The 26,645-nt window shown below is 38.3% G+C and carries 26 protein-coding genes; 15 read left to right on the top strand and 11 right to left on the bottom strand.

The window, feature by feature from the left end; all coding sequences use genetic code 11:
- Window positions 1-189 precede the first annotated feature (189 nt).
- Both MWU56_RS01740 and MWU56_RS01735 read left to right on the top strand, forming a co-directional pair.
- Window positions 190-2,109 carry a DUF294 nucleotidyltransferase-like domain-containing protein gene (locus tag MWU56_RS01740; RefSeq protein WP_247041614.1) on the top strand — a complete coding sequence of 640 codons (1,920 nt, stop codon included), beginning with the start codon at window positions 190-192 and terminating at the stop codon, window positions 2,107-2,109.
- On the top strand, window positions 2,109-2,759 hold the full coding sequence (locus MWU56_RS01735; protein WP_247041613.1) for a PolC-type DNA polymerase III: 651 nt from the start codon (window positions 2,109-2,111) through the stop codon (window positions 2,757-2,759). The genes MWU56_RS01740 and MWU56_RS01735 overlap by 1 nt, the downstream gene beginning before the upstream one ends.
- 29 nt (window positions 2,760-2,788) lie before the next feature.
- Here MWU56_RS01735 and acs read toward each other — a convergent pair whose 3' ends face one another.
- The 6 genes from acs to MWU56_RS01705 all read right to left on the bottom strand — a co-directional run bounded on the left by acs (window position 2,789) and on the right by MWU56_RS01705 (window position 9,270).
- Window positions 2,789-4,696, bottom strand: a complete 1,908-nt coding sequence (acs, locus tag MWU56_RS01730; protein WP_247041612.1) for an acetate--CoA ligase — start codon at window positions 4,694-4,696, stop codon at window positions 2,789-2,791.
- Between the two features lie 60 nt (window positions 4,697-4,756).
- The gene (locus MWU56_RS01725) at window positions 4,757-6,472 is read right to left on the bottom strand and encodes a sodium:solute symporter family protein (RefSeq protein ID WP_247041609.1); all 1,716 of its coding nucleotides are present in this window, start codon (window positions 6,470-6,472) and stop codon (window positions 4,757-4,759) included.
- Window positions 6,473-6,494: 22 nt separating this feature from the next.
- Window positions 6,495-6,758: a DUF4212 domain-containing protein gene (locus MWU56_RS01720; protein WP_247041607.1), complete on the bottom strand. Its 264-nt coding sequence runs from the start codon at window positions 6,756-6,758 to the stop codon at window positions 6,495-6,497.
- 320 nt (window positions 6,759-7,078) lie between these two features.
- The gene (locus MWU56_RS01715) at window positions 7,079-7,252 is read right to left on the bottom strand and encodes a hypothetical protein (RefSeq protein ID WP_247041605.1); all 174 of its coding nucleotides are present in this window, start codon (window positions 7,250-7,252) and stop codon (window positions 7,079-7,081) included.
- A gap of 91 nt (window positions 7,253-7,343) precedes the next feature.
- Complete coding sequence (locus MWU56_RS01710; RefSeq protein ID WP_247043680.1) at window positions 7,344-8,297, bottom strand: phosphoribosylaminoimidazolesuccinocarboxamide synthase; 954 nt, start codon at window positions 8,295-8,297, stop codon at window positions 7,344-7,346.
- A 25-nt stretch (window positions 8,298-8,322) separates the two neighbouring features.
- Window positions 8,323-9,270 (bottom strand): PhoH family protein, encoded by a 948-nt coding sequence (locus MWU56_RS01705; protein WP_247041602.1) that lies wholly within the window; start codon window positions 9,268-9,270, stop codon window positions 8,323-8,325.
- Between the two features lie 120 nt (window positions 9,271-9,390).
- Between MWU56_RS01705 and MWU56_RS01700 the strand changes: the two genes are divergently transcribed.
- The 5 genes from MWU56_RS01700 (at window position 9,391) to dnaN (ending at window position 14,158) form a co-directional block, all read left to right on the top strand.
- Window positions 9,391-10,221, top strand: coding sequence for an S-adenosyl-l-methionine hydroxide adenosyltransferase family protein (locus tag MWU56_RS01700; protein WP_247041601.1), 831 nt, complete (start codon window positions 9,391-9,393; stop codon window positions 10,219-10,221).
- Window positions 10,222-10,524 (top strand): putative quinol monooxygenase, encoded by a 303-nt coding sequence (locus tag MWU56_RS01695; RefSeq protein ID WP_247041600.1) that lies wholly within the window; start codon window positions 10,222-10,224, stop codon window positions 10,522-10,524.
- Window positions 10,524-11,255, top strand: coding sequence for a gliding motility-associated ABC transporter permease subunit GldF (gene gldF / locus MWU56_RS01690; RefSeq protein ID WP_247041599.1), 732 nt, complete (start codon window positions 10,524-10,526; stop codon window positions 11,253-11,255). The genes MWU56_RS01695 and gldF overlap by 1 nt, the downstream gene beginning before the upstream one ends.
- Window positions 11,255-12,919, top strand: a complete 1,665-nt coding sequence (gldG, locus tag MWU56_RS01685) for a gliding motility-associated ABC transporter substrate-binding protein GldG (protein WP_247041598.1) — start codon at window positions 11,255-11,257, stop codon at window positions 12,917-12,919. The genes gldF and gldG overlap by 1 nt, the downstream gene beginning before the upstream one ends.
- Before the next feature lie 120 nt (window positions 12,920-13,039).
- Complete coding sequence (dnaN, locus tag MWU56_RS01680) at window positions 13,040-14,158, top strand: DNA polymerase III subunit beta (RefSeq protein ID WP_247041597.1); 1,119 nt, start codon at window positions 13,040-13,042, stop codon at window positions 14,156-14,158.
- 55 nt (window positions 14,159-14,213) lie between these two features.
- On the opposite strand, the gene MWU56_RS01675 is transcribed toward dnaN, so the two are convergent.
- A complete protein-coding gene (locus tag MWU56_RS01675) occupies window positions 14,214-14,573 on the bottom strand; it encodes a DUF4870 domain-containing protein (protein WP_247041591.1) in 360 nt (119 codons plus the stop codon).
- Window positions 14,574-14,659: 86 nt separating this feature from the next.
- On the opposite strand from MWU56_RS01675, the gene mnmE reads away from it, so the two are divergent.
- From mnmE to MWU56_RS01635, 8 genes are all read left to right on the top strand, one after another.
- Complete coding sequence (gene mnmE / locus MWU56_RS01670) at window positions 14,660-16,030, top strand: tRNA uridine-5-carboxymethylaminomethyl(34) synthesis GTPase MnmE (RefSeq protein ID WP_247041589.1); 1,371 nt, start codon at window positions 14,660-14,662, stop codon at window positions 16,028-16,030.
- A gap of 356 nt (window positions 16,031-16,386) precedes the next feature.
- Window positions 16,387-16,581, top strand: coding sequence for a 30S ribosomal protein S21 (locus MWU56_RS01665; RefSeq protein WP_247041586.1), 195 nt, complete (start codon window positions 16,387-16,389; stop codon window positions 16,579-16,581).
- A gap of 4 nt (window positions 16,582-16,585) precedes the next feature.
- The gene (locus tag MWU56_RS01660) at window positions 16,586-17,320 is read left to right on the top strand and encodes an NYN domain-containing protein (RefSeq protein WP_247041585.1); all 735 of its coding nucleotides are present in this window, start codon (window positions 16,586-16,588) and stop codon (window positions 17,318-17,320) included.
- Between the two features lie 16 nt (window positions 17,321-17,336).
- Complete coding sequence (locus tag MWU56_RS01655) at window positions 17,337-18,203, top strand: RNA polymerase sigma factor RpoD/SigA (RefSeq protein WP_247041583.1); 867 nt, start codon at window positions 17,337-17,339, stop codon at window positions 18,201-18,203.
- Window positions 18,204-18,435: 232 nt separating this feature from the next.
- A complete protein-coding gene (locus MWU56_RS01650) occupies window positions 18,436-18,675 on the top strand; it encodes a thioredoxin family protein (protein ID WP_247041581.1) in 240 nt (79 codons plus the stop codon).
- Between the two features lie 11 nt (window positions 18,676-18,686).
- Window positions 18,687-19,094, top strand: coding sequence for an OsmC family protein (locus MWU56_RS01645; RefSeq protein WP_247041579.1), 408 nt, complete (start codon window positions 18,687-18,689; stop codon window positions 19,092-19,094).
- Window positions 19,087-20,064, top strand: coding sequence for a permease (locus tag MWU56_RS01640; protein WP_247043678.1), 978 nt, complete (start codon window positions 19,087-19,089; stop codon window positions 20,062-20,064). Before MWU56_RS01645 ends, MWU56_RS01640 begins: the two co-directional genes overlap by 8 nt.
- Before the next feature lie 12 nt (window positions 20,065-20,076).
- Window positions 20,077-20,784: an acetolactate decarboxylase gene (locus tag MWU56_RS01635; protein WP_247041577.1), complete on the top strand. Its 708-nt coding sequence runs from the start codon at window positions 20,077-20,079 to the stop codon at window positions 20,782-20,784.
- A gap of 14 nt (window positions 20,785-20,798) precedes the next feature.
- Here the strand turns inward: MWU56_RS01635 and MWU56_RS01630 are convergent, their stop codons facing one another.
- From MWU56_RS01630 to MWU56_RS01615, 4 genes are all read right to left on the bottom strand, one after another.
- Window positions 20,799-23,357: a M1 family metallopeptidase gene (locus MWU56_RS01630; RefSeq protein ID WP_247041575.1), complete on the bottom strand. Its 2,559-nt coding sequence runs from the start codon at window positions 23,355-23,357 to the stop codon at window positions 20,799-20,801.
- Window positions 23,358-23,446: 89 nt separating this feature from the next.
- Window positions 23,447-24,208, bottom strand: coding sequence for a hypothetical protein (locus tag MWU56_RS01625; protein WP_247041574.1), 762 nt, complete (start codon window positions 24,206-24,208; stop codon window positions 23,447-23,449).
- Between the two features lie 389 nt (window positions 24,209-24,597).
- Complete coding sequence (locus tag MWU56_RS01620; RefSeq protein WP_247041571.1) at window positions 24,598-25,299, bottom strand: response regulator transcription factor; 702 nt, start codon at window positions 25,297-25,299, stop codon at window positions 24,598-24,600.
- Entirely contained in the window at window positions 25,292-26,566 is a 1,275-nt protein-coding gene (locus tag MWU56_RS01615; protein ID WP_247041569.1) for a sensor histidine kinase, read from the bottom strand. The genes MWU56_RS01620 and MWU56_RS01615 overlap by 8 nt, the downstream gene beginning before the upstream one ends.
- Window positions 26,567-26,645: the final 79 nt, after the last annotated feature.

Here is a 26,645-nt window from a genome sequence, read left to right as displayed (position 1 = left end):
GTTTTCCATTGTAGTCGTCGTACTCGTTGCCATATGGGCTATCTTAATGATTCGCGCATATAATAAAGCAAGTAATGGAAAGTAAACGGAACTAATGACTGTTGCAGTTAAATAGTAGACTTTTTAAAAATGTTGTTTTTTTGCTTTGTGTCACGCATTCATGGAATTTACTCTTAAATTTAGGTTGCCATGAAGAACACCATTTCCGAACGCATAGCAGATTTCTTAAAGAACTATCCGCCTTTTAATGCCATGGACTCAAAACAATTGGAAAAATTATCACTTGAAGTGGTAATTATCCATAAGGAATCCAACACCATTGTTTTTGGCGAAAACGAAAAACCACACGAACAATTTTACGTGGTCAACAAGGGTGCCATAGCATTATCCAAAGAGGGTTCGAGCCAGATATTGGATATTTGTGACGAAGGGGATGTTTTTGGACTAAGACCTTTGTTAGCCCACGAAAACTACAAATTGGAAGCCAAGGCATATGAAGAAACCATTTTATACGCCATTCCAATCAAAGACTTTAAGCCTTTGGCACTCGAAAACAAACGAATCGGAAATTTTCTAATAGAAAGCTTTGCTTCCAACACCGGCAACCCCTACTCCATTAAACACCGAGGAAAGTTATATGGCACTAATAACGAAGAAGATCAATTTTCGACCAATAAAATTTTAGACCTTCAGCCGATTAAATATTCCACCGATCTAATTAGCTGTAATGAAGGCACCAAGATAAAGACCATTGCCAACAAAATGACCAAGCACAATGTTAGTTCTATTTTGGTAGAGAAAAACAACTTACCAGTTGGTATTATTACAGATAAAGATCTTCGAAAAAAGATTGCCACTGGGTTGTTTCCGATAACTGCGTCTGCCAAAACAACCATGTCAACACCCATTATCACTTATCCAAAGGATTTAACCTTGGCACAATCCCAAATGGCGATGATGAAAAGCAACATCAGTCACTTGGTATTAACGGAGGATGGAACAACTGATTCACCTGCAGTTGGTATACTCTCGAAACATGACATTATGGTGGCTGTGGGAAACAACCCAGCCGTACTCTTACGAGCCATTAAAAGAGCAACGGATTTTAAAAGACTAAGAAACATTCGACATGGCATCATGAATTTACTGCGTGGTTATTTAGATCAGAACATACCCCTAGGGCTGGTTTCTAAAATAATCTCTGAATTGAATGATGCTTCAAGCAAACAGGTCATTGAAATTGCATTATCAAAAATGGATGAAGACCTTCCTGTAAAATTTACGTGGTTGAGTATGGGCAGTCAAGGACGAGGGGAACAATTATTGAATACCGATCAAGACAACGCAATCATTTTTGAGGATGTTCCTGAGGAAGAATTGGAGAAAACAAGAAATCACTTTTTAAAATTGGGTGAATCTATTACTAAAGGTTTGAACATCATAGGGTTCGATTACTGTCCAGCAGATATGATGGCTTCCAACCGTTCATGGTGCCGTAGTTTAAAAGAATGGAAAGAAATTACCGCTCATTGGATTCACAATCCAGGATCAGAAGAGATTCTCCTGTCTTCCATATTTTTTGATTACAACGTTACTTTTGGAGAGAAAGCACTTGCTGATGAACTATCGCATAGCATTTTTGACCATGCCAACCACTACCCCCAATTCTTTGTTCATTTAGCTAGTGGTGCTCTTAAAAACCCTTCGCCATCAGGCTTTTTTCGAGACTTTTTGGTGGAACAGGATGGCGAACATAAAGATTTTTTTGATTTGAAATTACGTGCACTTATGCCAATTATTGATGCGGCACGGGTGCTTATTCTCTCACACTCCATCAAATCCATAAACAATACCGCAGAACGTTACGAAAAGCTAGCCGAACTGGAACCCAACAACAAAGAACTTTATTTAGCTTGTTCCTATGCGAGCAAAGCACTTCTTAAATTTAGGACAAGACAAGGACTACTGCACAACGATTCGGGCAGGTATATTGCTTTGGACAAATTAAACAAAGAAGAAAAAATCAAACTGAAGAGAACTTTTAAAACGGTAAAAGAAATCCAATCTTTGATTGAAATACGGTTTCAAGTTAAAAATTTGATACGCTGATGTGGCCGTTCTCAAAAAAAAGACAACAAGAATTTCCAGACTTTTGGTGGTCTTATGAAGCGCATTTCAAAGAAAAGTTGTCCGATGATATCCACAAATCCACCTTTGTTGTTTTAGATACCGAAACTACAGGTTTTAGTTTAATAAAAGACCGTATGTTATGCATTGGAGCACTTAAACTATTGGATAATATTATTGTGGTAAAAGATAGTTTTGAAGTGTATATAACACAGGAACACTATAATTCTGAAAGTACGGAAATCCATGGGATTTTAAGGAAAAGTAAACGGGCCCGTGTTTCAGAGCTTGAAGCTTTAAAAGCGTTCTTGAAATATGCAAAAAATCATGTTTTGGTAGGTCATCATGTTATGTTCGATATAAACATGATCAATGCAGCTTTAAAAAGAAATGGGTTGCCAAAATTAAAAAATCAAACTCTGGATACCGAGCGGCTTTACAGTAAAACATTGTTAAAATCTACAGTGGTACAACGCAAAGAGCGATACACTTTGGACGATCTTGCCAAAAAATTCAGTATATCCCGAAAGGATAGACATACAGCACTAGGTGATGCGTTTATTACGGCAATCGCTTTTTTACGAATTGTAGAAAAACTAAAATCAAAAAAACTAAAGGACCTCTTTAGGTAAAAGAGGCCCTTATTTGGTATACATAGCCTTTAAAGGCTTTCCTTCATAATATCTTCCACTATTTCAGGATTCAATAACGTTGAAGTATCTCCAAGGTTACTGGTATCCTTGGATGCAATTTTTCTAAGGATTCTCCGCATGATCTTACCACTTCGTGTTTTTGGCAATCCTTCCACAAATTGAATCTTGTCCAATTTAGCTATAGGTCCAATATGATCAGTGATCAATTGGTTCACCTCTTTTTTCACGTTATCCCGATTACGCGCTTCCCCTGTCTCCTTCAAAATGATATAACCGTACAGCGCATTTCCCTTGATGTCGTGAGGGAATCCAACAATTGCTGATTCCGCTACTGCTTGATGCTCGTTAATGGCATCCTCAATAGGGGCAGTTCCCAAATTATGTCCAGAAACAATTATTACATCGTCGACCCTGCCTGTAATACGGTAATAACCTACCTCATCCCTTAACGCACCATCTCCAGTGAAATATTTTCCTTCAAATGCTGAAAAATAAGTGTCTTTATATCGTTGATGATTTCCCCATATAGTTCTAGCTATAGATGGCCATGGAAACTTGATGCACAATCTTCCATCCACTTGGTTGCCTTTGATTTCTTTTCCATTTTCGTCCATAAGTGCAGGTTGGACACCGGGCATTGGCAAAGTGGCGTAAGTGGGCTTGGTCGGAGTTGAAAATGGAATAGGAGAAATAAGGATTCCACCTGTTTCCGTTTGCCACCATGTATCTACAATAGGGCATTTTTTTTCACCTACATGATCATTATACCAGTGCCAAGCTTCTTCATTAATGGGTTCTCCCACAGTACCCAAAACTTTTAAGCTGGATAAGTCATGTTCTGTTACAAAATCCAAATTCTCCTTGGCCAAAGCTCTAATAGCCGTTGGAGCTGTATAAAACTGGGTAACCTTGTGCTTTTGCACAACTTCCCAAAAACGTCCAAAATCCGGATAGGAAGGTACTCCTTCGAACATTACCGTAGTGGCACCATTTGCCAACGGTCCGTACACTATATAGGAGTGGCCCGTGATCCATCCAATATCTGCTGTACACCAATAAACATCTTCCTCACGATACTGAAACACGTTTTTAAATGTATAAGCTGTGTAAACCATATACCCTCCAGTGGTATGCACCATACCCTTTGGAAGACCAGTAGAGCCCGACGTATATAGTATAAATAAAGGGTCTTCGGCATCCATAATCTCGGGAACACAGTCTAAATAAGCTTTGTCTAAAAGTGGCTGAACCCAATTATCTCGACCTTCTTTCATAGTTACCTTACCACCTGTGCGTTTTGTTACCAAGACTGTTTCCACATCCGGGCAACTTTCCAGTGCTTCATCCACTATAGCTTTTAGATCTATTGTTTTAGTTCCTCTAAAAGAACCGTCGGATGTGAGTACCAATTTAGCTCCGCAATCATTGATTCTTGTTTCCAAGGCGGTTGATGAAAACCCAGCAAACACAACAGAGTGAATAGCTCCAATACGGGCACAGGCCAAAAGTGCGATGGCCAAATCTGGAATCATTGGTAAATAAACAACTACCCTATCACCTTTTTTAACACCATGGTCCTTTAAGACATTTGCATATTTGCAAACACGTTCATGTAGTTGATTATATGTAATGTACTCTGCCTCTTCATTCGGGTCATTTGGCTCAAAAATAATAGCAGTCTTATCTCCACGAATTCCAAGGTGACGATCAATACAATTTTCAGTTATGTTTAGTTTAGCTCCTTTGAACCAACTAATTTCAGGTTTGGAAAAATCCCATTCCAAAACAGAATCCCATTTTTTACGCCAATGAAAATGTTCTTCTGCGACTTCTTCCCAAAACCCTTCTGGGTTTCTCACAGATTTACGGTACACTTGAAAATATTCTTCCAAGTGTTTAATGTGGTAGTTACTCATTATGTACAACAATTTTAGCTGCCCTAAAAATAAGGAAAAGAGAGCAATCTGACAGTTATTCTAATGTTCAATTGCTTGGCCAGCTTGGTTGGGAACGCGAATGTTCTCAACAATTTCCTGTACATTTTCAGGAGGCTCAGCTGTAAAGAAGTTTACCACAATTGCTACAATAAAGTTGACAATCATAGCGATAGATCCAAATCCTTCGGGCGAAACGCCAAACCACCAACTTTGCTGAAGCCCGGCAACTGCTTCTTTTCCTCCATCAAAAATTCCAAATTTAAATTTCAACATATAAAATAGCATTAAGCAAAGACCGACAATCATTCCCGATATAGCTCCTTTACTATTCATCTTCTTATAAAAGATTCCTAAAATAATTGCAGGGAAGAAAGATGCCGCGGCAAGACCAAAGGCCAATGCGACCACAGCTGCCACAAAGCCAGGCGGATTGATTCCAAAATATCCTGCTATAACTACAGCAACGGCAGCAGAGAGTCTAGCTGCCCAAAGTTCTTCTTTTTCGGTAAGATCGGGTTTCAGCACGTTTTTTATCAAGTCATGCGAAACGGAAGACGATATAACCAATAGCAATCCAGCTGCGGTTGATAAGGCTGCGGCCAAACCACCAGCGGCAATCAGACCGATTACCCACGCTGGGAGATCAGCAATTTCTGGATTTGCCAATACCATGATGTCCCTGTCTACAGTCAATTCGTTTATTTCGGGTGAAGCCACATATTGGATTTTGCCATCTCCATTTTTGTCCTCATGGGCAATCAATCCCGTCTTTTCCCACCGGTTGAACCATTCGGGCATGTTATCATATTCTTTTCCGCTTACGGTCTCTATCAAGTTCGTTCTTGCAAACACGGCCACTGCAGGTGCTGTGGTGTACAAAATGGCAATGAACAATAATGCCAATCCCGCTGATTTTCTTGCATCACGCACCTTTTTTACGGTAAAAAAACGAACGATTACATGGGGCAAACCTGCCGTACCCACCATTAAGGCTAGGGTAATGGCAAATACATCTATAGTGCTTTTTGAGCCATCGGTGTATTCTACAAAACCAAGTTCAGTAGAAAGCCCGTCAAGTTTATCCAATAAATAAACTCCTGAACCATCCGATAAGGTACTACCAAACCCTAGTTGCGGTACAGGGTTTCCTGTCATCTGGATGGAAATAAATATGGCTGGCACCATAAAGGCAAATATTAGAACACAATATTGTGCGACTTGGGTATAGGTAATCCCCTTCATTCCGCCAAGCACAGCATAGAACAATACGATCACCATTCCAATTACCACACCTGTATTGATATCAACTTCCAAGTATCTGGAAAATACAATTCCTACACCACGCATTTGTCCAGCTACATAAGTGAAGGAAACAATCAAAGCACAGATAACCGCAACCACACGAGCAGTTTTTGAGTAGTAGCGTTCACCTATAAAATCAGGAACCGTAAATTTTCCAAATTTTCTAAGGTAAGGTGCCAATAGCAATGCTAAAAGCACATAGCCTCCTGTCCAACCCATTAAATACACAGCACCATCATACCCAGCAAATGAAATTATTCCTGCCATTGAGATAAAGGAAGCTGCTGACATCCAATCGGCTGCCGTTGCCATTCCGTTGGCCAAAGGGGAGACACCTCCTCCAGCTACATAAAATTCTTTAGTGGAACCTGCTCTTGACCAGATTGCAATTCCTATGTACAGACCAAACGATAGTGCCACCAATACATAAATCCAAATTTGTGCATCACTCATAATTATTGTTTTTGTCGATTAATCAATCTTCGTTGTATCCGTATTTTTTATCCAATTTGTTCATTAGATGCACGTATACAAAAATGAGGATGACAAAAACATAGATAGATCCCTGTTGCGCAAACCAAAATCCCAGTTTAAAACCTCCCAATCGAATTGTGTTTAAAGCATCTTTAAAAAGGATGCCAGCTCCGTAGGAAACCACGAACCATATAATTAATAGTATGACCAGGTACCTCAAGTTCTCTTTCCAATAGGCCGTAGCCTTTTTTTGTTTTTCCGACATAATTTATTGGTTTGTTTAGTTACATATAATCCGTTCTTTTTCCCATGTTAGTGTTGGTATATTGATACGGTGCCAACTTGCATAATCTGAAATGCAAGAAATCAGGCGCCTGGATGTCCCTAATACAATAAAACCGGATGGGAAGGGATTGGTTGAAGATACAACCATAATCGTTATTTTGAAATAATACACAGACAGTAATTACCATCTATTTCCCTTGAAAAGAGCAATTTAAAATAAATTGAATATTTACAATAGTGATTGCTTCTTACTAAAACACCCATTGTGATGTTTTGAAATCCAATGTCAACTTTGAAGATTTATTTGAGCACAACAATGTTTGTAATGCTTAATGGAAAAGAGTTGGTCGGTGCATAGAATTTTGAGGACGCAATAAACTGAACCTTCTTGTCCAATCCATGTCCAACGTCTAAAAAACCAAGAAACCGTTGAATCTCATAGCGGGAAACGCTACGGATGCTTTCAATTCTCACTTGAAATCAAGATAATTCAGAATCTATTTTCCGAGCTTAATCTACTTTATCTTTATGAACTAAGATATCAGCGATAAAATAGTTATTCTGATTAATTATTATCCAAATATGCCGTTACATTGGTCAATATCCGCTCTTGAATATTTGAAATATCACTTTTCACAAATTTCTCGCCAGTAATGTTTTCATAGAGCTCTATATAACGTGTGGATACGGATGCTATGTATTCATCGGACATTTCGGGAACTTCATATTGACCTTCCAATCCTTGAAATCCATTGGAAATCAACCATTGTCGTACAAATTCCTTTGAAAGCTGCTTTTGTGCTTCACCCTTGGCTTGGCGCTCTTCATATCCGTCGGCATAAAAATATCGAGAAGAATCCGGGGTATGGATTTCATCGATTAATACAATTTCCCCATCTTTAGTTTTTCCAAATTCGTATTTGGTGTCCACCAGAATAAGACCTCGTTCGGCAGCAATTTCAGTTCCTCTTTTAAAAAGTGCGTGCGTATATTTTTCCAGTACTTCGTAATCTTCTTGGGAAACAATACCTCGTCTTAAAATATCTTCTTTAGAAATATCCTCATCATGATCACCCTGCTCTGCTTTGGTTGCCGGCGTAATAATAGGTTCGGGGAATTTATCGTTCTCTTTCATCCCGTCAGGCATCGGCACCCCACAGAGCATTCTTTTGTCTGCTTTGTACTCCCGTGCTGCATGGCCGGACATATAGCCCCTAATCACCATTTCCACCTTAAAGGGTTCACAGGCTTTGCCTACCGCTACATTGGGATCGGGTGTTGCCATTAACCAATTGGGTACAATATCCTTTGTCGCCTCCATCATTTTAGTGGCGATTTGGTTCAATATTTGGCCTTTATAGGGTATTCCTTTGGGCATTACCACATCAAAAGCGGACAAACGGTCTGTTGCCACCATTATCAAAATATCATCCTCCAGGGTATAAACTTCCCTTACTTTACCTTTATAAACAGATTTTTGGTTTTTAAAATTAAAATCTGTGGACATGAGCGTATTCATTCCCATAATTATTTTAGCATTGATTTTAGTGTTCAATGTTTTGATAGGCATCGATCACCTTTTTTACCAATTTATGTCGGATTACATCCTTATCATCCAGATAGATCATGCTAATACCATCCACATCCTTCAAAATAAGCAATGCTTCCTTTAAACCTGAAATCACTCTTCTGGGCAAATCGATTTGGCCTGGATCACCTGTTAGTAAAAACTTGGCATTTTTCCCCATACGCGTCAAAAACATTTTCATTTGGGCATGAGTGGTATTCTGTGCCTCATCTAAAATAACAAAGGCATTGTCCAATGTACGGCCACGCATAAATGCCATTGGGGCAATCTGAATAGTACCGTCCTCTATATATTTCTCCAACTTTTCAGTAGGAATCATATCCCTTAGCGCATCATAAAGTGGTTGCATATAAGGGTCTAACTTTTCTTTAAGGTCACCTGGAAGAAATCCAAGATTTTCCCCAGCCTCCACCGCAGGACGTGTTAAGATAATGCGTCTAACTTGTTTTTCTTTCAAGGCTTTTACGGCCAAAGCTACTCCAGTATATGTTTTTCCCGTTCCGGCAGGGCCAATGGCAAAAACCATATCGTTGGATTTGCAAGCATCCACCAAACGACGCTGATTAACCGTCTGGGCTTTTATGAGCCTTCCGCTTACTCCGTGCACCAGAACATCATTACTGCCCGAGGAAGAAATGTAATCTTCCTTACTGGTACTGGTGAGCACCCGTTCTATCATATTCTCATCCAGTTTGTTGTATTTGGCAAACTGACTGACGAGCTCATCAAAACGTTTATCGAACTCTGCCAAAAGTTCTTCATCGCCATAGGCCTTAATCTTGTTGCCCCGTGCTACAATCTTGAGTTTAGGAAAATATCTTTTCAGTAGCTCAATGTTGGCGTTTTGTTGCCCAAAAAATTCTTGAGGGCTGATTTCTGTGAGTTCAATTATAAGTTCGTTCAAAAAAAGTACGGTGTTACAGTTGTTTCTGAAGAATAATATTCTTTCTTTTTTGCCTAATTTTACCACACAAACTTAATTAAAAATCAATTTGAACACGGAAAAACATATCAACAGTATTGCATGGCGATTATAACCTTAACTACAGATTTCGGATATAAAGATCACTTTGTGGGTGCTGTGAAAGGTGCTATACTGAGTAATCTTCCCAATAATGCAATTGTTGATATATCGCATGCCATAAGTCCTTTCAATATCCAAGAATGTGCATATATCCTTAAAAATGCCTACCAATCCTTTCCAAAAGGAACGGTTCATTTAGTTGGTGTTGACTCCGACATATCTCCAGAAAATGAGCATATTGTTGTGCAAGTGGACGGACATTATTTTGTGAGTGCCAACAGTGGGGTGATTTCCTTGATCACGTCTGAAATAAAACCTGAAAAAGTCGTCGAAATCAGTATACCCAATTCCGAATCCGGTTCCTTTCCCGTTCTAAATATATTTGTTCAAGTAGCCTGTCATATAGCTCGCGGCGGCAAATTGGAAGTAATTGGCAAACCCTTTGAAAAATTAAAGGAATTACGTGATTTTGAACCAAGAGTCACCAACGAGGGCAAAACCATTTCTGGTAATGTGATTTATATAGATAATTACGGCAATGTGGTCACCAATATTCAAAAAAGTCTTTTCGAAGCCTATCGTAGTGGACGGAAGTTTGAAATAATGGCTCGAACTACCAAAATTCGACAGGTACATCAAAGCTACAACGGAATCATTAATTATGATTTGGAGCGAAATCAGCGCAAAGGGCCCGGTGATGCCTTGGCGTTGTTCAATTCTGCAGGCTACATTGAGCTTGCCATATATAAAAGTGACCTCAATTCTGTAGGTGGGGCTTCTTCCCTATTGGGATTGAATTATAGAGATACTGTAACCATAAATTTCTTGTAAATGTTGATACGCATCGTAAAACTGACATTTAAACCCGAAAATATTGCTAGTTTTGAGCGAATCTTTGAAGGATCTAAAAATAATATCTTAGCTTTTGATGGATGTAATATGGTAGAATTGTATCAAGACATTAATAATTCCAACATATTTTTCACCTATAGTTTTTGGGACACGGAAACACATCTTGATAATTATAGAAAATCAGATTTCTTTAAAAAGGTTTGGAGCAATACCAAAGAATTGTTCTCCGATAAACCAGAAGCTTGGAGTGTTAACAAATTACAATCAACAAACCCATCTTAATGTTTGCAATTTTTAAGAGAGAGGTACGGTCTTTTTTTACATCGCCCATCGGCTATTTGATCGTAGGCTCGTTTTTACTGCTCAATGGACTTTTTTTGTGGGTGTTCAAAGGCGAGTACAACATTTTTGATTACGGCTTTGCCGATCTAAGCAACTTCTTTTTATTGGCTCCTTGGATTTTTATTTTCTTGGTACCGGCCATCACTATGAAAAGTTTTTCGGAGGAACGCAAAATGGGTACTTTAGAATTGTTGTTGATAAAACCTATCTCTGTTTGGAAACTGGTTCTAGGTAAGTTTTGGGGAGCTTTATTATTGTGTGTCATTGCCATTATCCCAACCATAGTCTATGTTTTTGCCATATCTGGTTTAGGAATAATAGAAGGCAACTTTGATCTTGGAGTGGTTCTGGGCTCTTACTTTGGGCTTTTGTTTTTGATTGCTTGTTACACAGCTATAGGAATATTTGCCTCTACGCTATCAGATAACCAAATCATAGCTTTTTTAGTAGGTATTTTGGTCTGCTTTCTGATTTTTAATGGATTTGATGCCGTCGCTTCCATGTTTACAAGTGGGGAAACACAACAATGGGTGAAAGATTTAGGTGCAAAGTCACATTTTGACAGTATCGCAAGAGGGGTAATAGATACACGAGATTTGGTTTACTTTATATCATTGACCCTATTATTTTTATATATCACCTTTCTACGTTTAAAACAATTGCCAAAATAATGGGAAAGTTTTTTGTATCAATACTAAAAGTAGTTCTAGTGATTGTGGTCATCAATGTATTGGCCAGTTTTTTATATGCCAGGTTTGATTTAACCGAAGATAAGCGATATACCCTTTCCGAACCTGCCATAGAGGTGGTCCAAAAATTTGAAACACCAGTTATTGTGGATGTTTTGTTGGATGGGAACATTCCTCCAGAATTCTCCAAACTGAAAACGGAAACCATTCAATTATTGGAATCCTTTGGTTCTAAAAACAATAACATCAAATATAATTTGGTGAATCCATTGGAAAACGAGGAACTTGTAGAGCAGACTGTAGCCGAATTACAGAGTTTGGGGTTGCAGCCCGCCAATGTTACCGTTGAGGAAAATGGAAAAGTTTCCAACGAATTGGTATTCCCTTGGGCAATGGTCAATTATAACAACCAGACTGTAAAAGTGCCTTTGCTAAAGAATAAATTGGGTTCCACCGCAGAAGAACGCATCAACAATTCGGTTCAGCAATTGGAATATGCCTTTGCCGATGCCTTTACCAAATTGAGCATTGAAGACAAAAAAAGCATAGCAGTAATTAAAGGAAATGGTGAACTAGATGATATTTTTATCGCTGACTACCTTACCTCCATTCGCGATTATTACAACATTGGTGCCATTACCCTGGACTCGGTGACCTCTAATCCACAAAAGGTATTGGATCAACTAAAAGGGTATGATCTGGCTATTGTTGCAAAGCCTACCCAGCCATTTACCGACCAAGAAAAATATCTAATGGACCAATATATGGTCCAGGGCGGGAAGTCCATTTGGATGCTGGATCAAGTCGTTATGGAAATGGATAGCATTTATGCGGGTGGCGGAGAAGCCATTGCAATTCCAGAGGATCTTAATTTAAAGGATTTGTTCTTTAAATATGGAGTTAGAATTAATCCTGTTTTGGTGAACGATCTTTACTTTACCCAAATAGTTCTGGCTACGGGCGAAGGAAATGAATCCCAGTACAACCCGCTTCCTTGGTTGTATTACCCAATGGTTTTTTCACACAATAATCATCCTATCAACACCAATATTGAAGCAGTTCGATTTCAGTTTACAAGCCCAATAGATGTTTTGGAAAATGATTACCAGAAAACAATTTTATTGCAGAGTTCCCCTCTATCTAAAATGGATGGAATACCAAGGATTGTAAGTCTGGATATGATCAACCAACAGCCAGATCGAGAAGCCTACAATAATGGCAACAAGCCTTTGGCGGTCCTAATAGAAGGTAATTTCACCTCCATGTACAAGAACAGGGTAAAACCATTAAAGTTGAAAAATACTATGGAAGAAGGCCCTGAAAATAAAATGATCGTGATTTCGGATGGAGATATAATCAAAAACCAATTACGAAACGGTAGACCATTGGAACTGGGATATGACAAATGGACCAATAGCTTCTATGGGAACAAAGAATTCTTGGTGAACAGTACGAATTACCTATTGGATAACACCGGGCTTATTAACATTCGGAACAAGAAAGTTTCGATTCCTCTTTTGGATGTTAAAAAAATAGAGTTGCAAAAAACCAAGTGGCAGCTTATAAACATTGGATTACCAGTAGTTTTAACATTGTTGTTCGGGCTCTTCTTTAGCTACTACAGGAGGCGCAAGTTTTCCGCTTAACTGTTGATAAATTTGTTTCTCTGCTTAATCCATTTGAGATATATTTGTTTTTATTGATTTTACAGCCCTTTAACCAGGGATAAATTGCCCAAAGGGCTACAATACTAAAGTATTTCGTTGATGAAATTTATCGTATCCAGCACATATCTATTGAAACAACTTCAGGTTTTGGGAGGAGTTATCAACAATAGCAACACCTTGCCTATTTTAGATAATTTTTTGTTTGACCTTAAGGAAAGTAAGTTAACGGTTTCCGCATCGGACCTAGAGACTACAATGAGTACAGTTTTGGAAGTGGATTCTGATTCCGAGGGGACCATAGCCGTTCCTGCTCGTTTGTTGTTGGACACCCTAAAGACTTTCCCGGAACAACCATTAACTTTTGTTGTTGAAGATAACAATACAGTGGAAATCAGTTCCAACCATGGTAAATATGCATTGGCATATGCCGATGGTGCAGAGTTTCCAAAAGTAGTGGAAGTTTCCAATCCGAGTTCCACTACCCTATTGGGTGATATTTTGGCAACGGCCATCAACAAAACTATTTTTGCCGCAGGTAACGATGACCTTCGCCCGGTAATGAGCGGCGTGTTTTTCCAATTTTCGCCAGAAAATTTGATTTTCGTGGCCACAGATGCTCATAAATTGGTTAAATATCAAAGACATGATGTTACAGCTTCGGAAGTAGCAGAATTCATAATGCCCAAAAAACCATTGACCTTGTTGAAGGGAATTTTAGCAGGTTCAGAATCAGAGGTTACCATTGAATACAACGAAAGCAATGCCAAATTCTATTTTGACAATACGGAGTTGGTATGTAGGTTGATTGATGGGAAATATCCGAATTATGAAGCAGTGATTCCAAAAGAAAACCCGAACAAGTTGACAATTGCGAGAAATCAATTTCAAAGTTCGGTTAGAAGAGTTTCTATTTTCTCCAATAAGACCACACATCAAATCCGTCTTAAGATTGCAGGTGCCGAACTCAATATATCTGCAGAAGATGTGGATTATAGCAACAAAGCAGAAGAACGACTATCATGTTCTTATCAAGGTGACGATATGCAAATTGGTTTCAACTCCCGGTTTTTACTGGAAATGCTGAACAATTTGTCCTCGGACGAAGTTTCCTTGGAAATGAGCTTACCAAACAGAGCAGGTATCCTTACCCCAATTGATGGCTTGGACGAAGGTGAACATGTTACCATGTTGGTGATGCCAGTAATGTTAAATAGTTAAATTAACTACCCAACCATAATTGAAAAAGCTGGAGCAATTGTTCCAGCTTTTTTATTTATAAAAACTTAATCGTCATAAAATAGGATGGCGATTCACCGTTAGATGCCTTCACCGCATTCACAATTGGTAAAATAAAACCAAGAATTGCAACACCCAATAATCCCAATAACCCCAAGCCTAATAACAAAATGGCCGGAATACTAATAATTATATATAGTATTAAACTCAATTGGAGGTTGATTATGGCTTTCCCATGCTCGTCCATCCCTTCTACTCGGTTTCTGGTTGATAACCATAGAACCAAGGGAACAATTAGGCTTCCAAAGCCCGTGGCATACGATATAAGTTGTGTAAGATGAGTCACGGCCAACAACGTATTGTCCGTTTTTACTGCGTTTTGATGTAATATTTCCATTTTTTGATTGATTTTGATGATTCAATATATCAGTATACAAAACATTAAAAATGTTACAACCACCAGCTAATTTGTACTTTTGCCCCATGTCGTACACAGATAACATTGTAGCCCTAGCAACACCTTCGGGAACAGGAGCCATAGCAGTCATCCGAGTTTCGGGCCCAGACGCCATTACCTTGGTGGATACACTTTTTAAATCCATTAAAGGAAAAAAACTGCAACAACAGAAAAGCCACACCATTCATTTGGGCAATATTGTAGATGGTGATAAGATTTTGGATGAAGCCTTGGTTTCCATTTTTAAAGGACCACATTCCTACACCGGTGAAAACGTTATTGAAATTTCGTGTCATGGCTCACCCTTTATCCAACAGCAGATCATTCAACTGTTACTTAGGAATGGCTGTCGTGCAGCATCCGCAGGAGAATTTACACTCAGGGCATTTTTAAATGGTAAAATGGATCTCAGTCAGGCAGAAGCTGTTGCCGACCTTATTGCAAGTGATAGCGAAGCGGCCCATGATATTGCCATGCAACAAATGAGAGGGGGATTCAGCAACGAAATTCAAGAACTACGACAAGAACTCTTGAATTTTGCTTCGCTTATTGAACTGGAACTCGATTTTTCACAAGAAGATGTAGAATTTGCAGATAGGACCCAGTTCAACGAACTGCTTACCAGAATTAGCGAAGTGCTTAAAAAGTTGATTGATTCTTTTGCATTGGGCAATGTGATTAAAAATGGAATCCCGGTGGCCATAGTGGGGCAACCCAATGTTGGAAAATCCACATTATTAAATGTCTTGCTCAATGAGGAACGTGCCATTGTAAGTGAAATTGCAGGAACCACACGAGACACGGTTGAAGATCATATTAGTTTAAAAGGTATAAATTTCAGGTTCATAGATACCGCTGGAATACGTGAAACGGAAGATGTAGTTGAAAAAATTGGTATTGAACGGACATTTGATAAAATTGAAAAGGCACGGCTAATCATTTACCTTTTTGATGGTTTGGATTTTGATAAGGCGGAATTGGAACAAATCCAAAATCGATATCCCAACAAGCAATTGCTGCCCATCTGCAATAAAATGGACCTTCTGAACGAGAAGCAAATAAATAAAGTCAAAGAAGAAATCCCCAACGTGCTGTTATTATCAGCAAAATACAAAACTGGCATTTCCGAATTGGAGAGCAAACTTTTATCATTAGTGGATTCCGGAGCGTTGAGTGGTGATACCACCATCATCACCAATAGCAGGCATTATGATGCTTTGCTAAAAGCTCTGGAAGAAATACAAAAGGTAAAAGAAGGGTTGGATATGGAACTTTCCAGTGACCTTATGGCCATAGATATCCGACAGGCACTCTATCATCTGGGAGAAATTACTGGGAGTGTGACCACCGATGATCTATTAGGGAATATTTTTTCTAATTTCTGTATCGGGAAATAATCGCATCATTAAATTATTAATGATTGGAAAAACCATCTTAGCTCTTTGTTAAATAAATAAAATAAACAGGGGTACTCTCAATTTAAATCCTTTCCTTTACAATCCATGATGTATTAAGGACAACGATTGCTCCAATCCTTAAATAAAAAGATAGCTCTCCACTACTCATTTCCAAATAGCCAGAGCTGTTTCTTACTATTTTTTGCTTGTATCAATACCCTCATAAAAGGCCGGCGAGGACAAAGTCTAAAAATTCTACTGGTCAAGAAATCTACATATTTCTTGGATACTTCGGATCATGCTAAAAACAGCATTGTTCTATGGCCATATTCATAATAATTCAATAAACATTAGATATGCTTAAAATTAAATTGGTTCCAGGTGAGAACATAGAAAGAGCTTTGAAAAGATATAGAAATAAGGTTCGAAACACCAAGCAACTGAAAAATATTAGGGACAACCAAGAATTTACTAAAAAATCCAAGGAAAGAAGAGAACTTCTGGCAAAGGCCGTCTATAAAAATGAGTACATGAAGAGGAACGAAGAATAATTTTATGGACAAGGATTTAAATATCGCCGTATTAATAGATGGCGACAATATCCCCTCAAAATATGTCAAGGAAATGCTGGAGGAGATTGCAAAGTACGGGAACCCGAGTATTAAAAGAATCTACGGAGATTGGACGAAACCCAATTTGGGGAAATGGAAAGATGTCCTTCTTAAAAATGCTATTACACCCGTTCAGCAGTATGGATATACGACCGGTAAAAATGCTACTGACAGTGCTATGATCATAGATGCCATGGACATTCTTTATTCGGGAAAGGTCAATGGTTTTTCTTTGGTGTCCAGTGATAGTGATTTTACTCGATTGGCCATACGATTAAGAGAGGCCGGGATGACGGTTTTTGGCATTGGTGAAAGAAAGACTCCCGATCCTTTTATTGTCTCTTGTGATAAATTTATTTATCTGGAAATACTACAAAAATCGAATATAGGGGAGCCAAACACACCACAAAAGAACGATAAGGGCAAAATTGATAAAATTACACCAAAAGTAATCGACCTTATTCTTAGTACCATTACCGATGTTGAAGATGAAGAAGGTTGGGCGTTTTTAGGAGAGGTAGGCACATTGCTCCAAAAAAAACAGCCAAATTTTGATGCGAGAAATTATGGATTCAGAAAGTTGACACCTTTGGTCAAATCTTTGAATCAAATTGAAATAGGTTCCAGAAAAAATCCAAAAGGAAACGGTAACCTCATTTATGTGAGAACAAAAACGTAATATAAAAGTAAGAGCTATGAGACCGCTATCTATATCCAAACAGATAACAAAAAGGGACACTCCGTCTCTTACTCTTTATTTTAGTGATATAGCCCGTATTCCAATGATTACGGAAGAAGAAGAGGTTGAATTGGCCATACGAATAAGAAATGGGGATGTTTTCGCATTGGAAAAACTGATCAGATCCAATCTACGATTTGTAGTATCAGTTGCCAAGCAATACCAATCACGGGGACTAAATCTGCATGACCTAATTAATGAAGGTAATCTTGGTTTGGTAAAAGCTGCGAAAAAATTTGATGAAACGCGGGGCTTCAAGTTTATTTCCTATGCGGTATGGTGGATACGACAAGGAATTATACAGGCACTTTCCGAAAAATCAAGAATGGTAAGATTGCCTTTGAACAAAATAAATGTCATAAATAAAATTAACCGCGCCTCTACACATTTCGAGCAAATTAACCAAAGGCCACCTACCGCAGAAGAAATATCTGAATTAATAGATTCTACACTACCGGAAATTCAACTTTGCTTAAAACATTCTTCGTGGCCCATTTCAATGGATGAAGCTTTAAAGAATGATGATGATGGGTTCAACCTGCACGACCTTATTCGTTCAGAAAGTTCCAATTCTCCAGAAGATAACTTAATCAAAGGGTCGTTAAAATTTGAAATTGACAATGTTTTGAAAATACTGTCCAATCGTGAAGTCTCTATCATTAAAATGTATTTTGGAATTGGCGCTAACGACAGGATTGAATTGGAACAAATAGCCCAAAATCTTGGTCTAACGACTGAACGAGTTAGACAAATAAAAATAAAAGCCTTGGCTCGATTAAGGAAATCATCTAAAGTAGACTGTTTAAAAGAATATTTAAAATGATTCTCATATCAATTTAAATAGCCTTACCCCCTCCATTATCATTGTAATCCTATTTTTCTAATTAGCATCAAAAATTTGTGATTTGTGACTTATGTCACATTTTGTGTTTATTGTTCATCGTAAATTTGCGATAAAGGATACAAGAGGTGGTTCAGCGTATTAAATATCACATCAAGAAAATTGGTGAACAAACAAATTTCAAACAATAATTTTCTACCAATATTATCATAAGATGAAACATTCCATTCAAATTCTGGGTACAGGTTGTCCCAAATGTCAAAACCTGACCAATGTTGTAAAAGAAGCTGTAAATCAACATCAGATTGATGCCTCCATAGATAAAGTGGAGGATATAGCGGAAATCATGAAATTCGATGTAATGTTGACCCCAGCCTTGGTAATTGATGGCAATGTGGTCTCCAAAGGAAGAGTACCCTCTATAACCGAAATTATAAGTTGGCTTCAAAAATAAATAGACCAAGTATGAGTTACCACATAAAAGCAACATCCGTAGCGGACGATAGCGGCTCAATAACTGTTAAAAACTCCGTTTTTGAGTTTGGCACCACATCTAGTACCGAAGATAGTATGGTGAATCCTGCAGAAATATTCCTAGGGTCTTTGGCTTCTTGTATTCTAAAAAATGTAGAACGCTTTTCTAGACTTTTAAAATTTGATTACTTAAAAGCAAATATTGTCATCAACGCCCAAAGACTCGATGAACCACCAAGAATGGACGATATTTTTTACGAATTGACCATTTACAGTCAGGATCAGAACCTAAACACGAAACTTTTACAAAAAAATTTGGAAAAATTCGGGACCATCTATAATACCATAAAACAAGTGTGTACCATATCCGGAACCATAAAAGTTGAACCTAGTGTTTGATTGGTTGGAACACATGGCCCAATGGTTGGTGTATGATGTTATTGGGATGCATCCCCAAGAACATTTGGCCAAAGCCTTAGAGTTTTTTGTTTATGACAGTATCAAAATATTGATACTGCTCTTTACAGTGGTGTTCTTAATGGGCATAATCAACAGTTACTTTCCCATAGACCGTGTAAAAAATTACCTTTCCAGAAATAAACTCTATGGGGCCGAATATTTAATGGCCAGCCTTTTTGGAGTAGTCACCCCGTTTTGTTCCTGTTCCTCCGTGCCTCTTTTCATAGGATTTGTAAGAGGAGGCATTCCCTTAGGGGTAACTTTTGCGTTTTTGGTGACTTCACCACTTGTGAATGAGATTGCAATAGGCTTGTTCATAGGTCTATTTGGTATAAAAACCACTATTATTTATGCAGTTAGTGGAGTGGTTTTGGGAACAATAGCAGGTCTGATACTCCAAAAGTTAAAGTTGGAAAAACACCTTACACCTTGGGTAAGGGAAGTACTTTCGAACGCCCAGAGAGACCAAAAGAGGTTTGAAGACGAAAAACAAACTTTTAGAGAACGGTTGCCCATAATTTGGCACGAAGCTCTTAAAATTTTAAAGGGTGTCCTGCCCTATGTGATTATTGGGATAGCCATCGGAGGGCTAATGCACGGCTATATTCCAGAAGGATTTTTTGAAACCTATATGGCGAAGGACAATTTATTTGCAGTGCCGCTTGCCACTATTTTTGCCGTTCCCATGTATTCCAATGCTTCCGGAATATTACCTATTGTTCAAGTTTTGGTAGCAAAGGGAATTCCATTGGGAACTGCAATTGCTTTTATGATGGGAGTGGTGGGTCTATCCCTACCAGAGGCTATGTTACTTAAAAAGGTAATGACCCTTAAATTGATCGGAATATTTTTTGGAGTAGTGACCCTCTGTATTATTGTTTCAGGTTATTTGTTCAACATAATTTTATAATCCATTTATACAATGAACTTTAAAAAAATTTATCTATTTATCTCCATTATTTCGCTTTCCTTTTCTGTAAAAGCACAAATGCCCTACCTAAATGTTTCTGGTGCCATGAAAGATATGGGGACTACGTATGATTTGAACATTTGGTTGGACACCATTGCCCCAAAAAACCATTTATATGGCATGGGACCCTATGATAAAATGAAAGGAGAAATTACCGTTGTGGATGGCAAACCCTATTTTGCCACTGCCTTTACCAAAGGAAAATATGAGGTTGGAAAGGACTGGGACATCCGTTCCCCATTCTTTGTGTACTCCAATGTCAGGAAATGGAACCGCTTTGAAATTCAAGGAGATTTCAACAGTGTTCTGGACATTCAGAAAAAAGTGGCCTCCATTGCCCAAGCAAATGATTACGACCTAAATGAACCCTTTGCATTTAAAATAGAAGGTGAATTTGATACGCTAACGGCACACATTGTAACCCCTCGAATTCCAGAAATTGAAGGATACCGAGATGGCGTAACATCCCAAAAGTTCTCTTTTGAAAATGTCAAGGGGGAATTCATTGGATTTTATTCACAACATCACCAAGGAATTTTCACCCCTACAGATGGGTTTGTACACGTACATTTTTTAATGAAGGACAAATCCTTTATGGGCCACTTGAATAAGATAAACACAAAGAATAAGACCTTTATCCTGTATTTGCCCAAAAAATAACCTCCAGTTACTTTTTACTCCTGCATAGCATTAAAACGATATAAATTGTCCGCTGCTTGGAGTAGTTTTCCCTTTAGGGAAGCATTAATGGTTGGATGTTCCTTTAGGTAATTTTCAACTTGTACCAATGCTTCCTGTGATTGATACTGGCCCACCGTGGCGGAAAGCCATCTTTTTGGAAAGAAAATGTCTCCGGTTTTTTGTATTTCTTCGAGTAGGTTCAACGCCAAGGGCACCTGTTTGATTGCTGTTTTTTGCCGAAGCGGGTGGTGCAAATAACCACAGGCTGTTAGTACCCATGCTTCTTTTTCTCGATTCTTTGCTTCTTCAAACGATTTAAAATAAGTATCCCTGACCGACACATCCGAGGATAGCGATGGCAACAAAAACTCGAAACGCTGGATCTTATCTGGGTTTTTCAGCTGTGCTTTGGCCTGCGCCAAAATCGCATCAGTTTGATCGTGGCCATAAAGAGCCAAGGACATAGCCATATCGGTATAGTCATCCTGATTCAATTTTAGATCTGGGATTTGGATATTCTTGCTCCATATCCGATATAAGTTTTTCCTAGCTTTTTCGGAATAGGCCAATCCTTTCCAAAGTCCAAATATATTTTTTTTGATATTGGGTTCATAGGTGTCATTAAGCATTTCTTTCCAAAGCAAATCCTCTACCAATATCTGCTTTTCCAATCGTTGTTCTTCACCCAAAAAACTCCAAAATATACTACTTGCCTGTCCACATATCATCCCATGAACCAATTCATTCTTTTCATCGACAACACCTTTCATGTAGAGTTCAAAGGCTTTAAGGGGTGCAATATTTCCTGTCAAAGTATTCTCATACGTATTGAGATAGGCATAACCACGTGCCACTTCCTCCTGTACTGTTGGAATTATGTTCAAATCTGTTGGTTTCATTGGAAATACTCCGTAACCAAAGGCATTTGAATTGTAAATAATGGCTTCAGGTTTGGGCAATCCTAAAGCCAAATCCACTACTATGCTGCTTTCGGAAATGGTTACCGGAATTGTTCGGGTACTATCTGGATACACCAAAGTAACCTCAAAAGATTGAGGCCATATTTTATCACTACCATCTTCGGCCTTTTGGAAAATGGTAAAGCTTGCGATTTTTCCTTCTTTATAATCGATTTGCTCACTTAAAATAGGCCTACCCGACTGATTTACCCAGATTTCGCTCCATTCTTTAAGGTTTTGCGGAGTTCTTTCATCTAAAATATTGATTAAATCATTCCAAGTTGCATTACCGTACGCATGGGAGGATATATATTCCCGAATACCATCACGAAAGAGCTCCTCCCCTATGGTCGCCTCCAACTGACGCATCATTATGGGAGCTTTGTTATAAATAATACCTCCGTACAAACTACCGGCATTCTTTAGATTATCCAATTCTTGCCGAATTGGATTGGTGCCTAGGGTCCTATCCTCTCCGTAAGCTCCATTATAATGCGAAACCATAAATTGTAACCTATGATTGATTTCTGGGAAAGATGGATTAATGATTTTATCGGCCATAAAATTGGCAAACACCTCCTTCATCCAAACGTCGTTGAACCAATCCATGGTGACCAAGTCACCAAACCACATATGGGAGGTTTCATGGGCAATAAGTTTTGCACTTCCCATCTGACGGCGTTCTGTGGCACTTTCATCCAAAAAAATTGAAGATTGCCTATACTGGATGGCTCCCACATGCTCCATTCCACCATATTGAAAACCGGGAATGGCCGCGAAGTCCATCTTTTGAAAAGGAAACTCATATTGGGTGTAATCTGTTAAGAAATCAATAGAGCGTTGGTGAAGGTCAAATATTTTGGGCAGACTATAAGCTATTTTAGTAGCATCAGTTTCTCGGTATAGCAAGGTCATATCAAACGCTCCCGGGTCCTCCATATAAGACTCAAACTTTCCTGCTACCATTGAGAACAGATATGTACTCATTAGGTCGCTCTCACCAAAAATGTAATGCGTCTTATTCCCTATTTCAGCTGTGGTTTCTAAAGGTGCACCACATAAAACCTTCCAATCTTTTGGGGCGATAACATCCAATTTATAACGAGCTTTAATGTTAGGCTGGTCAAAACATGGGAACAATGTGCTTGCCCTATCTGGCACCAAAAGAGTGTATAAATAATCTTCGTTTCTATTTAAGGACAATTCGCCGGCATCAAAAATTATTTCAACACTATTGGGGCCTATTTTAAGATTTTCCGAAACAATAATGTGTTCTTTTTGATGGGTGATTACCTGCTCTTCCCCATTTACTTTAATATTTTTCAGCAAGGAAGCATCTGCATTAAAATCAAGATAGAGCGGTTGTGAAAGGTCATTAATTTCCAAATTCAATTGTAATCTGGAAGGTATCGGTTCTTGTTTTTCCGAGGGAATATCAAAAGATAAGGTATAAACTACATTGGATACCTGCTCTTTCCGGTATTCCGCCATGTTCAAGGGAATTCCTTCAGCTAATAGATTAGTTTTAGGGGTTGAATCACAAGCTGCTCCCATTAACAATAGGAACAAGGAAAGCAATAGGTGTTTTTTCATAACTAAGGAATTGGATAGCGCACAAAAGATACCAATTTTCCTCAATCAAATCTATGAAAACCGTCTAAAACGCTATGTGTACCAAAACACTATTCAGTAACTACATAATTGATTTTCTCAACGCCTGTGTTTCCTGTTTTTGAATTATAAGCGTACACGATAATTTGATAGTAGCCGGGTTCTGTTATTTCCAATCTGCCTTCGAATGTGTTCTGGGCCGGATTGCTCAAGGTTATATCTGCGAAAGGCTCTCCATCCTTTTGTACCATGGCCTTTACTTCCATGAGGTTGGAATCCCAAATTCCGTCCTTTTGTATTGGGCAACCGCACATCATTACAATATTGGCCTCAATATGTAATCCTTTTGCAACAGATTCCAAAGGAATATATTGATGGGTATTGGGTTTAAGGATATCGATTACAAATCCTGGTATTTCTATCACTATTCCATCCCCCAATATATCCTTTCCAGGTATAAGCCACAATTCGGTTGTTGCATGTACCTGTGCATTCTTTTTGTTGATTGGGGATATTACTTCTATTCGTACAAAAGTGGGTTCGTCGATATCCACAACCGCTAAAAACCCAGCCGTTTTTGCATCAGCAAGTTGGGTATAACGTTCATGCGGGCTTTTCATAATGAGGTCTGTATTGCCCGTGCTTCCCACTGTATTACCTTCAGCAAGAATTTCTCCGTTCAAAGTATTCGTAACTATTACATGAGCACCTCCAATTGAACTTCCTACATACTTGGCGTCCTTGGCTTTTGCTCTGACCATTAGTTTAGTTTCTGTGGCAAAAGCATTAATACAAATTGAAAACAGTGCTAGGATAAGTATTGATTTTTTCATTCTAGAGATTTTTGAGTCTTAAAATTACTGCTTTTTAAAACGTTTTATGGTCAAAGTGAAGGTTTTTAGCACTTCCCAATATTTTATTATGACTGCCTCATCGCGTTCAATCTCTGAATCTCTTTATCCGCTGCTTCAATAAGGCTCTTAAAATGATTGGAATCTTTGTTGGGGCACGATTGCTCCAACTGATATTTAGATCGTTCGATGAGTCTTTGACAATAGTTAATTTGTTCTTGCAAAGGGCAATTGCATATAGTTTTCCCATAAAGATGGTCCAACTGATGCAACGAGGGTTTTTGCGATCTATATTTTAGAAACTTAAACATACAAATATTGGGTAACCGGATTTCTGTATGTGCATCAAAAACCAAGCCAGAACATTTGTTCTATTCTTCTTCTACCCGAAGCACAAATCCACGACGACTCACGTTAACGATACTGAGCTTGGGGTCTTGTGATAAGTGTTTACGCAAATGTGAGATAAAAACATTGAGGCTTTTTTTATTAAAATAATCGTTTTTATCCCAGATGGTGGTCAATATTTCCTTGTGGGTGCACAGTTGGTTTTTGTTTTTGGCCAACATGGCTAAAAGATCAAACTCTTTACCTGTAAGTTTAATTGGCTGCCCCTTAAAACTTAGTTCAAAATTATCCATATTGAGAAGATAGTCCCCAATTTCATATTTGGAAACTTGAGGTTCTTGTGCTTCATCAACAACCAACCTGGACAATAATGCATTGATGCGCACCACCAGTTCCTCCTCATCAATAGGTTTTTTTAGATAGTCTACTGCTCCCAAGGAAAACCCTTTGAGTACATCTATTTTTAATGAGCGGGCTGTAAGAAAAATAAAGGGTAGCTCTGGATTTATACTTTTTATTTTCTTGGATAATTCAAATCCGTCCATATCTGGGAGCATCACATCCAATATGGCAAGGTCGAACACGCTGGTTTTTGTTTTTTGCATTGCCTCCGCGGCATCCTTTGCCCAAGTAACGGCAAAATCTTTCATCCCTAAATATTCCGACAGTAAATACCCTAAAGCATTATCATCCTCTACTAAAAGTAGTTTATATAATTTATCCATGTTTGGTCAATTTAAGAGATAGAATAAACGTGGTTCCAGTTCCCAGTTCACTTTCAACCGAAATTTGTCCCCGGTGCATTTTAATGATTTTCTGAACATAATACAAGCCCAGTCCATATCCCTTTACTTTATGTACATCCCCGTTCTTGACCCTATAATATTTACTGAATATTTTTTTTGCTTCTTCTTTAGCAATGCCTTGTCCGTTATCAGTAATACTAATGAACAGCCTTCCTTTTTGGATATGGGCATTTAATTTAACTTTAGGGTGGTTCGAGTATTTCCTTGCATTCTCCAACAGGTTACCAATTACATTTTCCAAATGAAACTTTTCGGCCATAATGTAATATGGTTTCTCCTCCAAATCGTAATCAAATTCAATAGCCTCATGTTCTGCTAATAATGAAAAACCTTGACAAATTCGAAGTAGCTCGGGTCGAAAATCAATTTCTTGGAACTGCATCAGTTTTTTTCCCGATTCCATACCTGCCAATTCCAATACTTTATCAATATGCTTCTTAAGTCTATCCGACTCTGTACGGATTAGTTCAACTACCGGTTTTTTATCCTCTGGTACATCCTCCCTCAAAATTTTACTGGCCAATCCAATGGAAAACACGGGCGTTTTAAGTTCGTGGGTTAGATTATTGATAAAATCATTGGTTGTTGTATTTATACTTCTTTGTAAGTAAAACGAACGCAACACCCATACAACCACAAAAATAATCATCATCAAAAAAAGTAAGCCAGGTATTATCAGTCCTCTTAATTGCCCCAAAAAATATTTGTTCAAGTCTTCAAAACCAATTTCCAAGATAATTTCTTTTTGAAGCAAATCGGGCAGATATCCTTCAATTTGGATAGGGTAAGTCAAATCTTCTTTTGTTTCGAGCTGCTGTCTCTCAGAGCTCAAATAGGTTATGGAATCCCGGGAGTACAGGGTATATGAAAAAGGAGCGTCTATCCCCGAAACGTTCAATTGATACGAAATATAATCGTTTAGATAATATTGGGATGCTTTCTCCAAACTATCCAAGCTTATATTTACTTCGGCGGTATCCTTTCTTATGGCATTTCCCAGGGTATACGTCAATGAATTCACATCAGATAATTCACTGTTTATATTCTCTCTAGCCGTATCTATTTTATCTGAAAACTGAGCTCTTGCAAGCCCAAGGCCTACACGCAAATATTGGTATTGCACTACTAAAAGACCAATCACGGCAATCACAAAAATAAAAACGTACAGGTTTCTCTTGGTCAGCATACTGCTAAATAAACAAAAAATCATTAGCTATTTACCTATGAGTTAACCCTATTAGGATTTCATTAACCTTTTTGATCTT

The organism is Allomuricauda sp. F6463D, assembly GCF_023015965.1.
Classification (GTDB): Bacteria; Bacteroidota; Bacteroidia; order Flavobacteriales; family Flavobacteriaceae; genus Flagellimonas.
This window is presented reverse-complemented; position numbering and strand designations above follow the sequence as displayed.

Bases quoted from the DNA above. Each gene is read 5' to 3' on its own strand.
- gldF (WP_247041599.1), top strand. From the start codon at position 10,524: ATGTTTGCAATTTTTAAGAGAGAGGTACGGTCTTTTTTTACATCGCCC.
- acs (WP_247041612.1), bottom strand. From the start codon at position 4,696: ATGAGTAACTACCACATTAAACACTTGGAAGAATATTTTCAAGTGTAC.
- MWU56_RS01625 (WP_247041574.1), bottom strand. From the start codon at position 24,208: ATGAAAAAATCAATACTTATCCTAGCACTGTTTTCAATTTGTATTAAT.
- MWU56_RS01735 (WP_247041613.1), top strand. From the start codon at position 2,109: ATGTGGCCGTTCTCAAAAAAAAGACAACAAGAATTTCCAGACTTTTGG.
- MWU56_RS01635 (WP_247041577.1), top strand. From the start codon at position 20,077: ATGAACTTTAAAAAAATTTATCTATTTATCTCCATTATTTCGCTTTCC.
- MWU56_RS01675 (WP_247041591.1), bottom strand. From the start codon at position 14,573: ATGGAAATATTACATCAAAACGCAGTAAAAACGGACAATACGTTGTTG.
- MWU56_RS01660 (WP_247041585.1), top strand. From the start codon at position 16,586: ATGGACAAGGATTTAAATATCGCCGTATTAATAGATGGCGACAATATC.
- MWU56_RS01740 (WP_247041614.1), top strand. From the start codon at position 190: ATGAAGAACACCATTTCCGAACGCATAGCAGATTTCTTAAAGAACTAT.
- MWU56_RS01720 (WP_247041607.1), bottom strand. From the start codon at position 6,758: ATGTCGGAAAAACAAAAAAAGGCTACGGCCTATTGGAAAGAGAACTTG.
- MWU56_RS01725 (WP_247041609.1), bottom strand. From the start codon at position 6,472: ATGAGTGATGCACAAATTTGGATTTATGTATTGGTGGCACTATCGTTT.
- MWU56_RS01700 (WP_247041601.1), top strand. From the start codon at position 9,391: ATGGCGATTATAACCTTAACTACAGATTTCGGATATAAAGATCACTTT.
- MWU56_RS01710 (WP_247043680.1), bottom strand. From the start codon at position 8,297: ATGAATACGCTCATGTCCACAGATTTTAATTTTAAAAACCAAAAATCT.
- MWU56_RS01615 (WP_247041569.1), bottom strand. From the start codon at position 26,566: ATGCTGACCAAGAGAAACCTGTACGTTTTTATTTTTGTGATTGCCGTG.
- MWU56_RS01665 (WP_247041586.1), top strand. From the start codon at position 16,387: ATGCTTAAAATTAAATTGGTTCCAGGTGAGAACATAGAAAGAGCTTTG.
- mnmE (WP_247041589.1), top strand. From the start codon at position 14,660: ATGTCGTACACAGATAACATTGTAGCCCTAGCAACACCTTCGGGAACA.
- dnaN (WP_247041597.1), top strand. From the start codon at position 13,040: ATGAAATTTATCGTATCCAGCACATATCTATTGAAACAACTTCAGGTT.
- MWU56_RS01620 (WP_247041571.1), bottom strand. From the start codon at position 25,299: ATGGATAAATTATATAAACTACTTTTAGTAGAGGATGATAATGCTTTA.
- MWU56_RS01650 (WP_247041581.1), top strand. From the start codon at position 18,436: ATGAAACATTCCATTCAAATTCTGGGTACAGGTTGTCCCAAATGTCAA.
- MWU56_RS01695 (WP_247041600.1), top strand. From the start codon at position 10,222: ATGTTGATACGCATCGTAAAACTGACATTTAAACCCGAAAATATTGCT.
- MWU56_RS01645 (WP_247041579.1), top strand. From the start codon at position 18,687: ATGAGTTACCACATAAAAGCAACATCCGTAGCGGACGATAGCGGCTCA.
- MWU56_RS01655 (WP_247041583.1), top strand. From the start codon at position 17,337: ATGAGACCGCTATCTATATCCAAACAGATAACAAAAAGGGACACTCCG.
- gldG (WP_247041598.1), top strand. From the start codon at position 11,255: ATGGGAAAGTTTTTTGTATCAATACTAAAAGTAGTTCTAGTGATTGTG.
- MWU56_RS01630 (WP_247041575.1), bottom strand. From the start codon at position 23,357: ATGAAAAAACACCTATTGCTTTCCTTGTTCCTATTGTTAATGGGAGCA.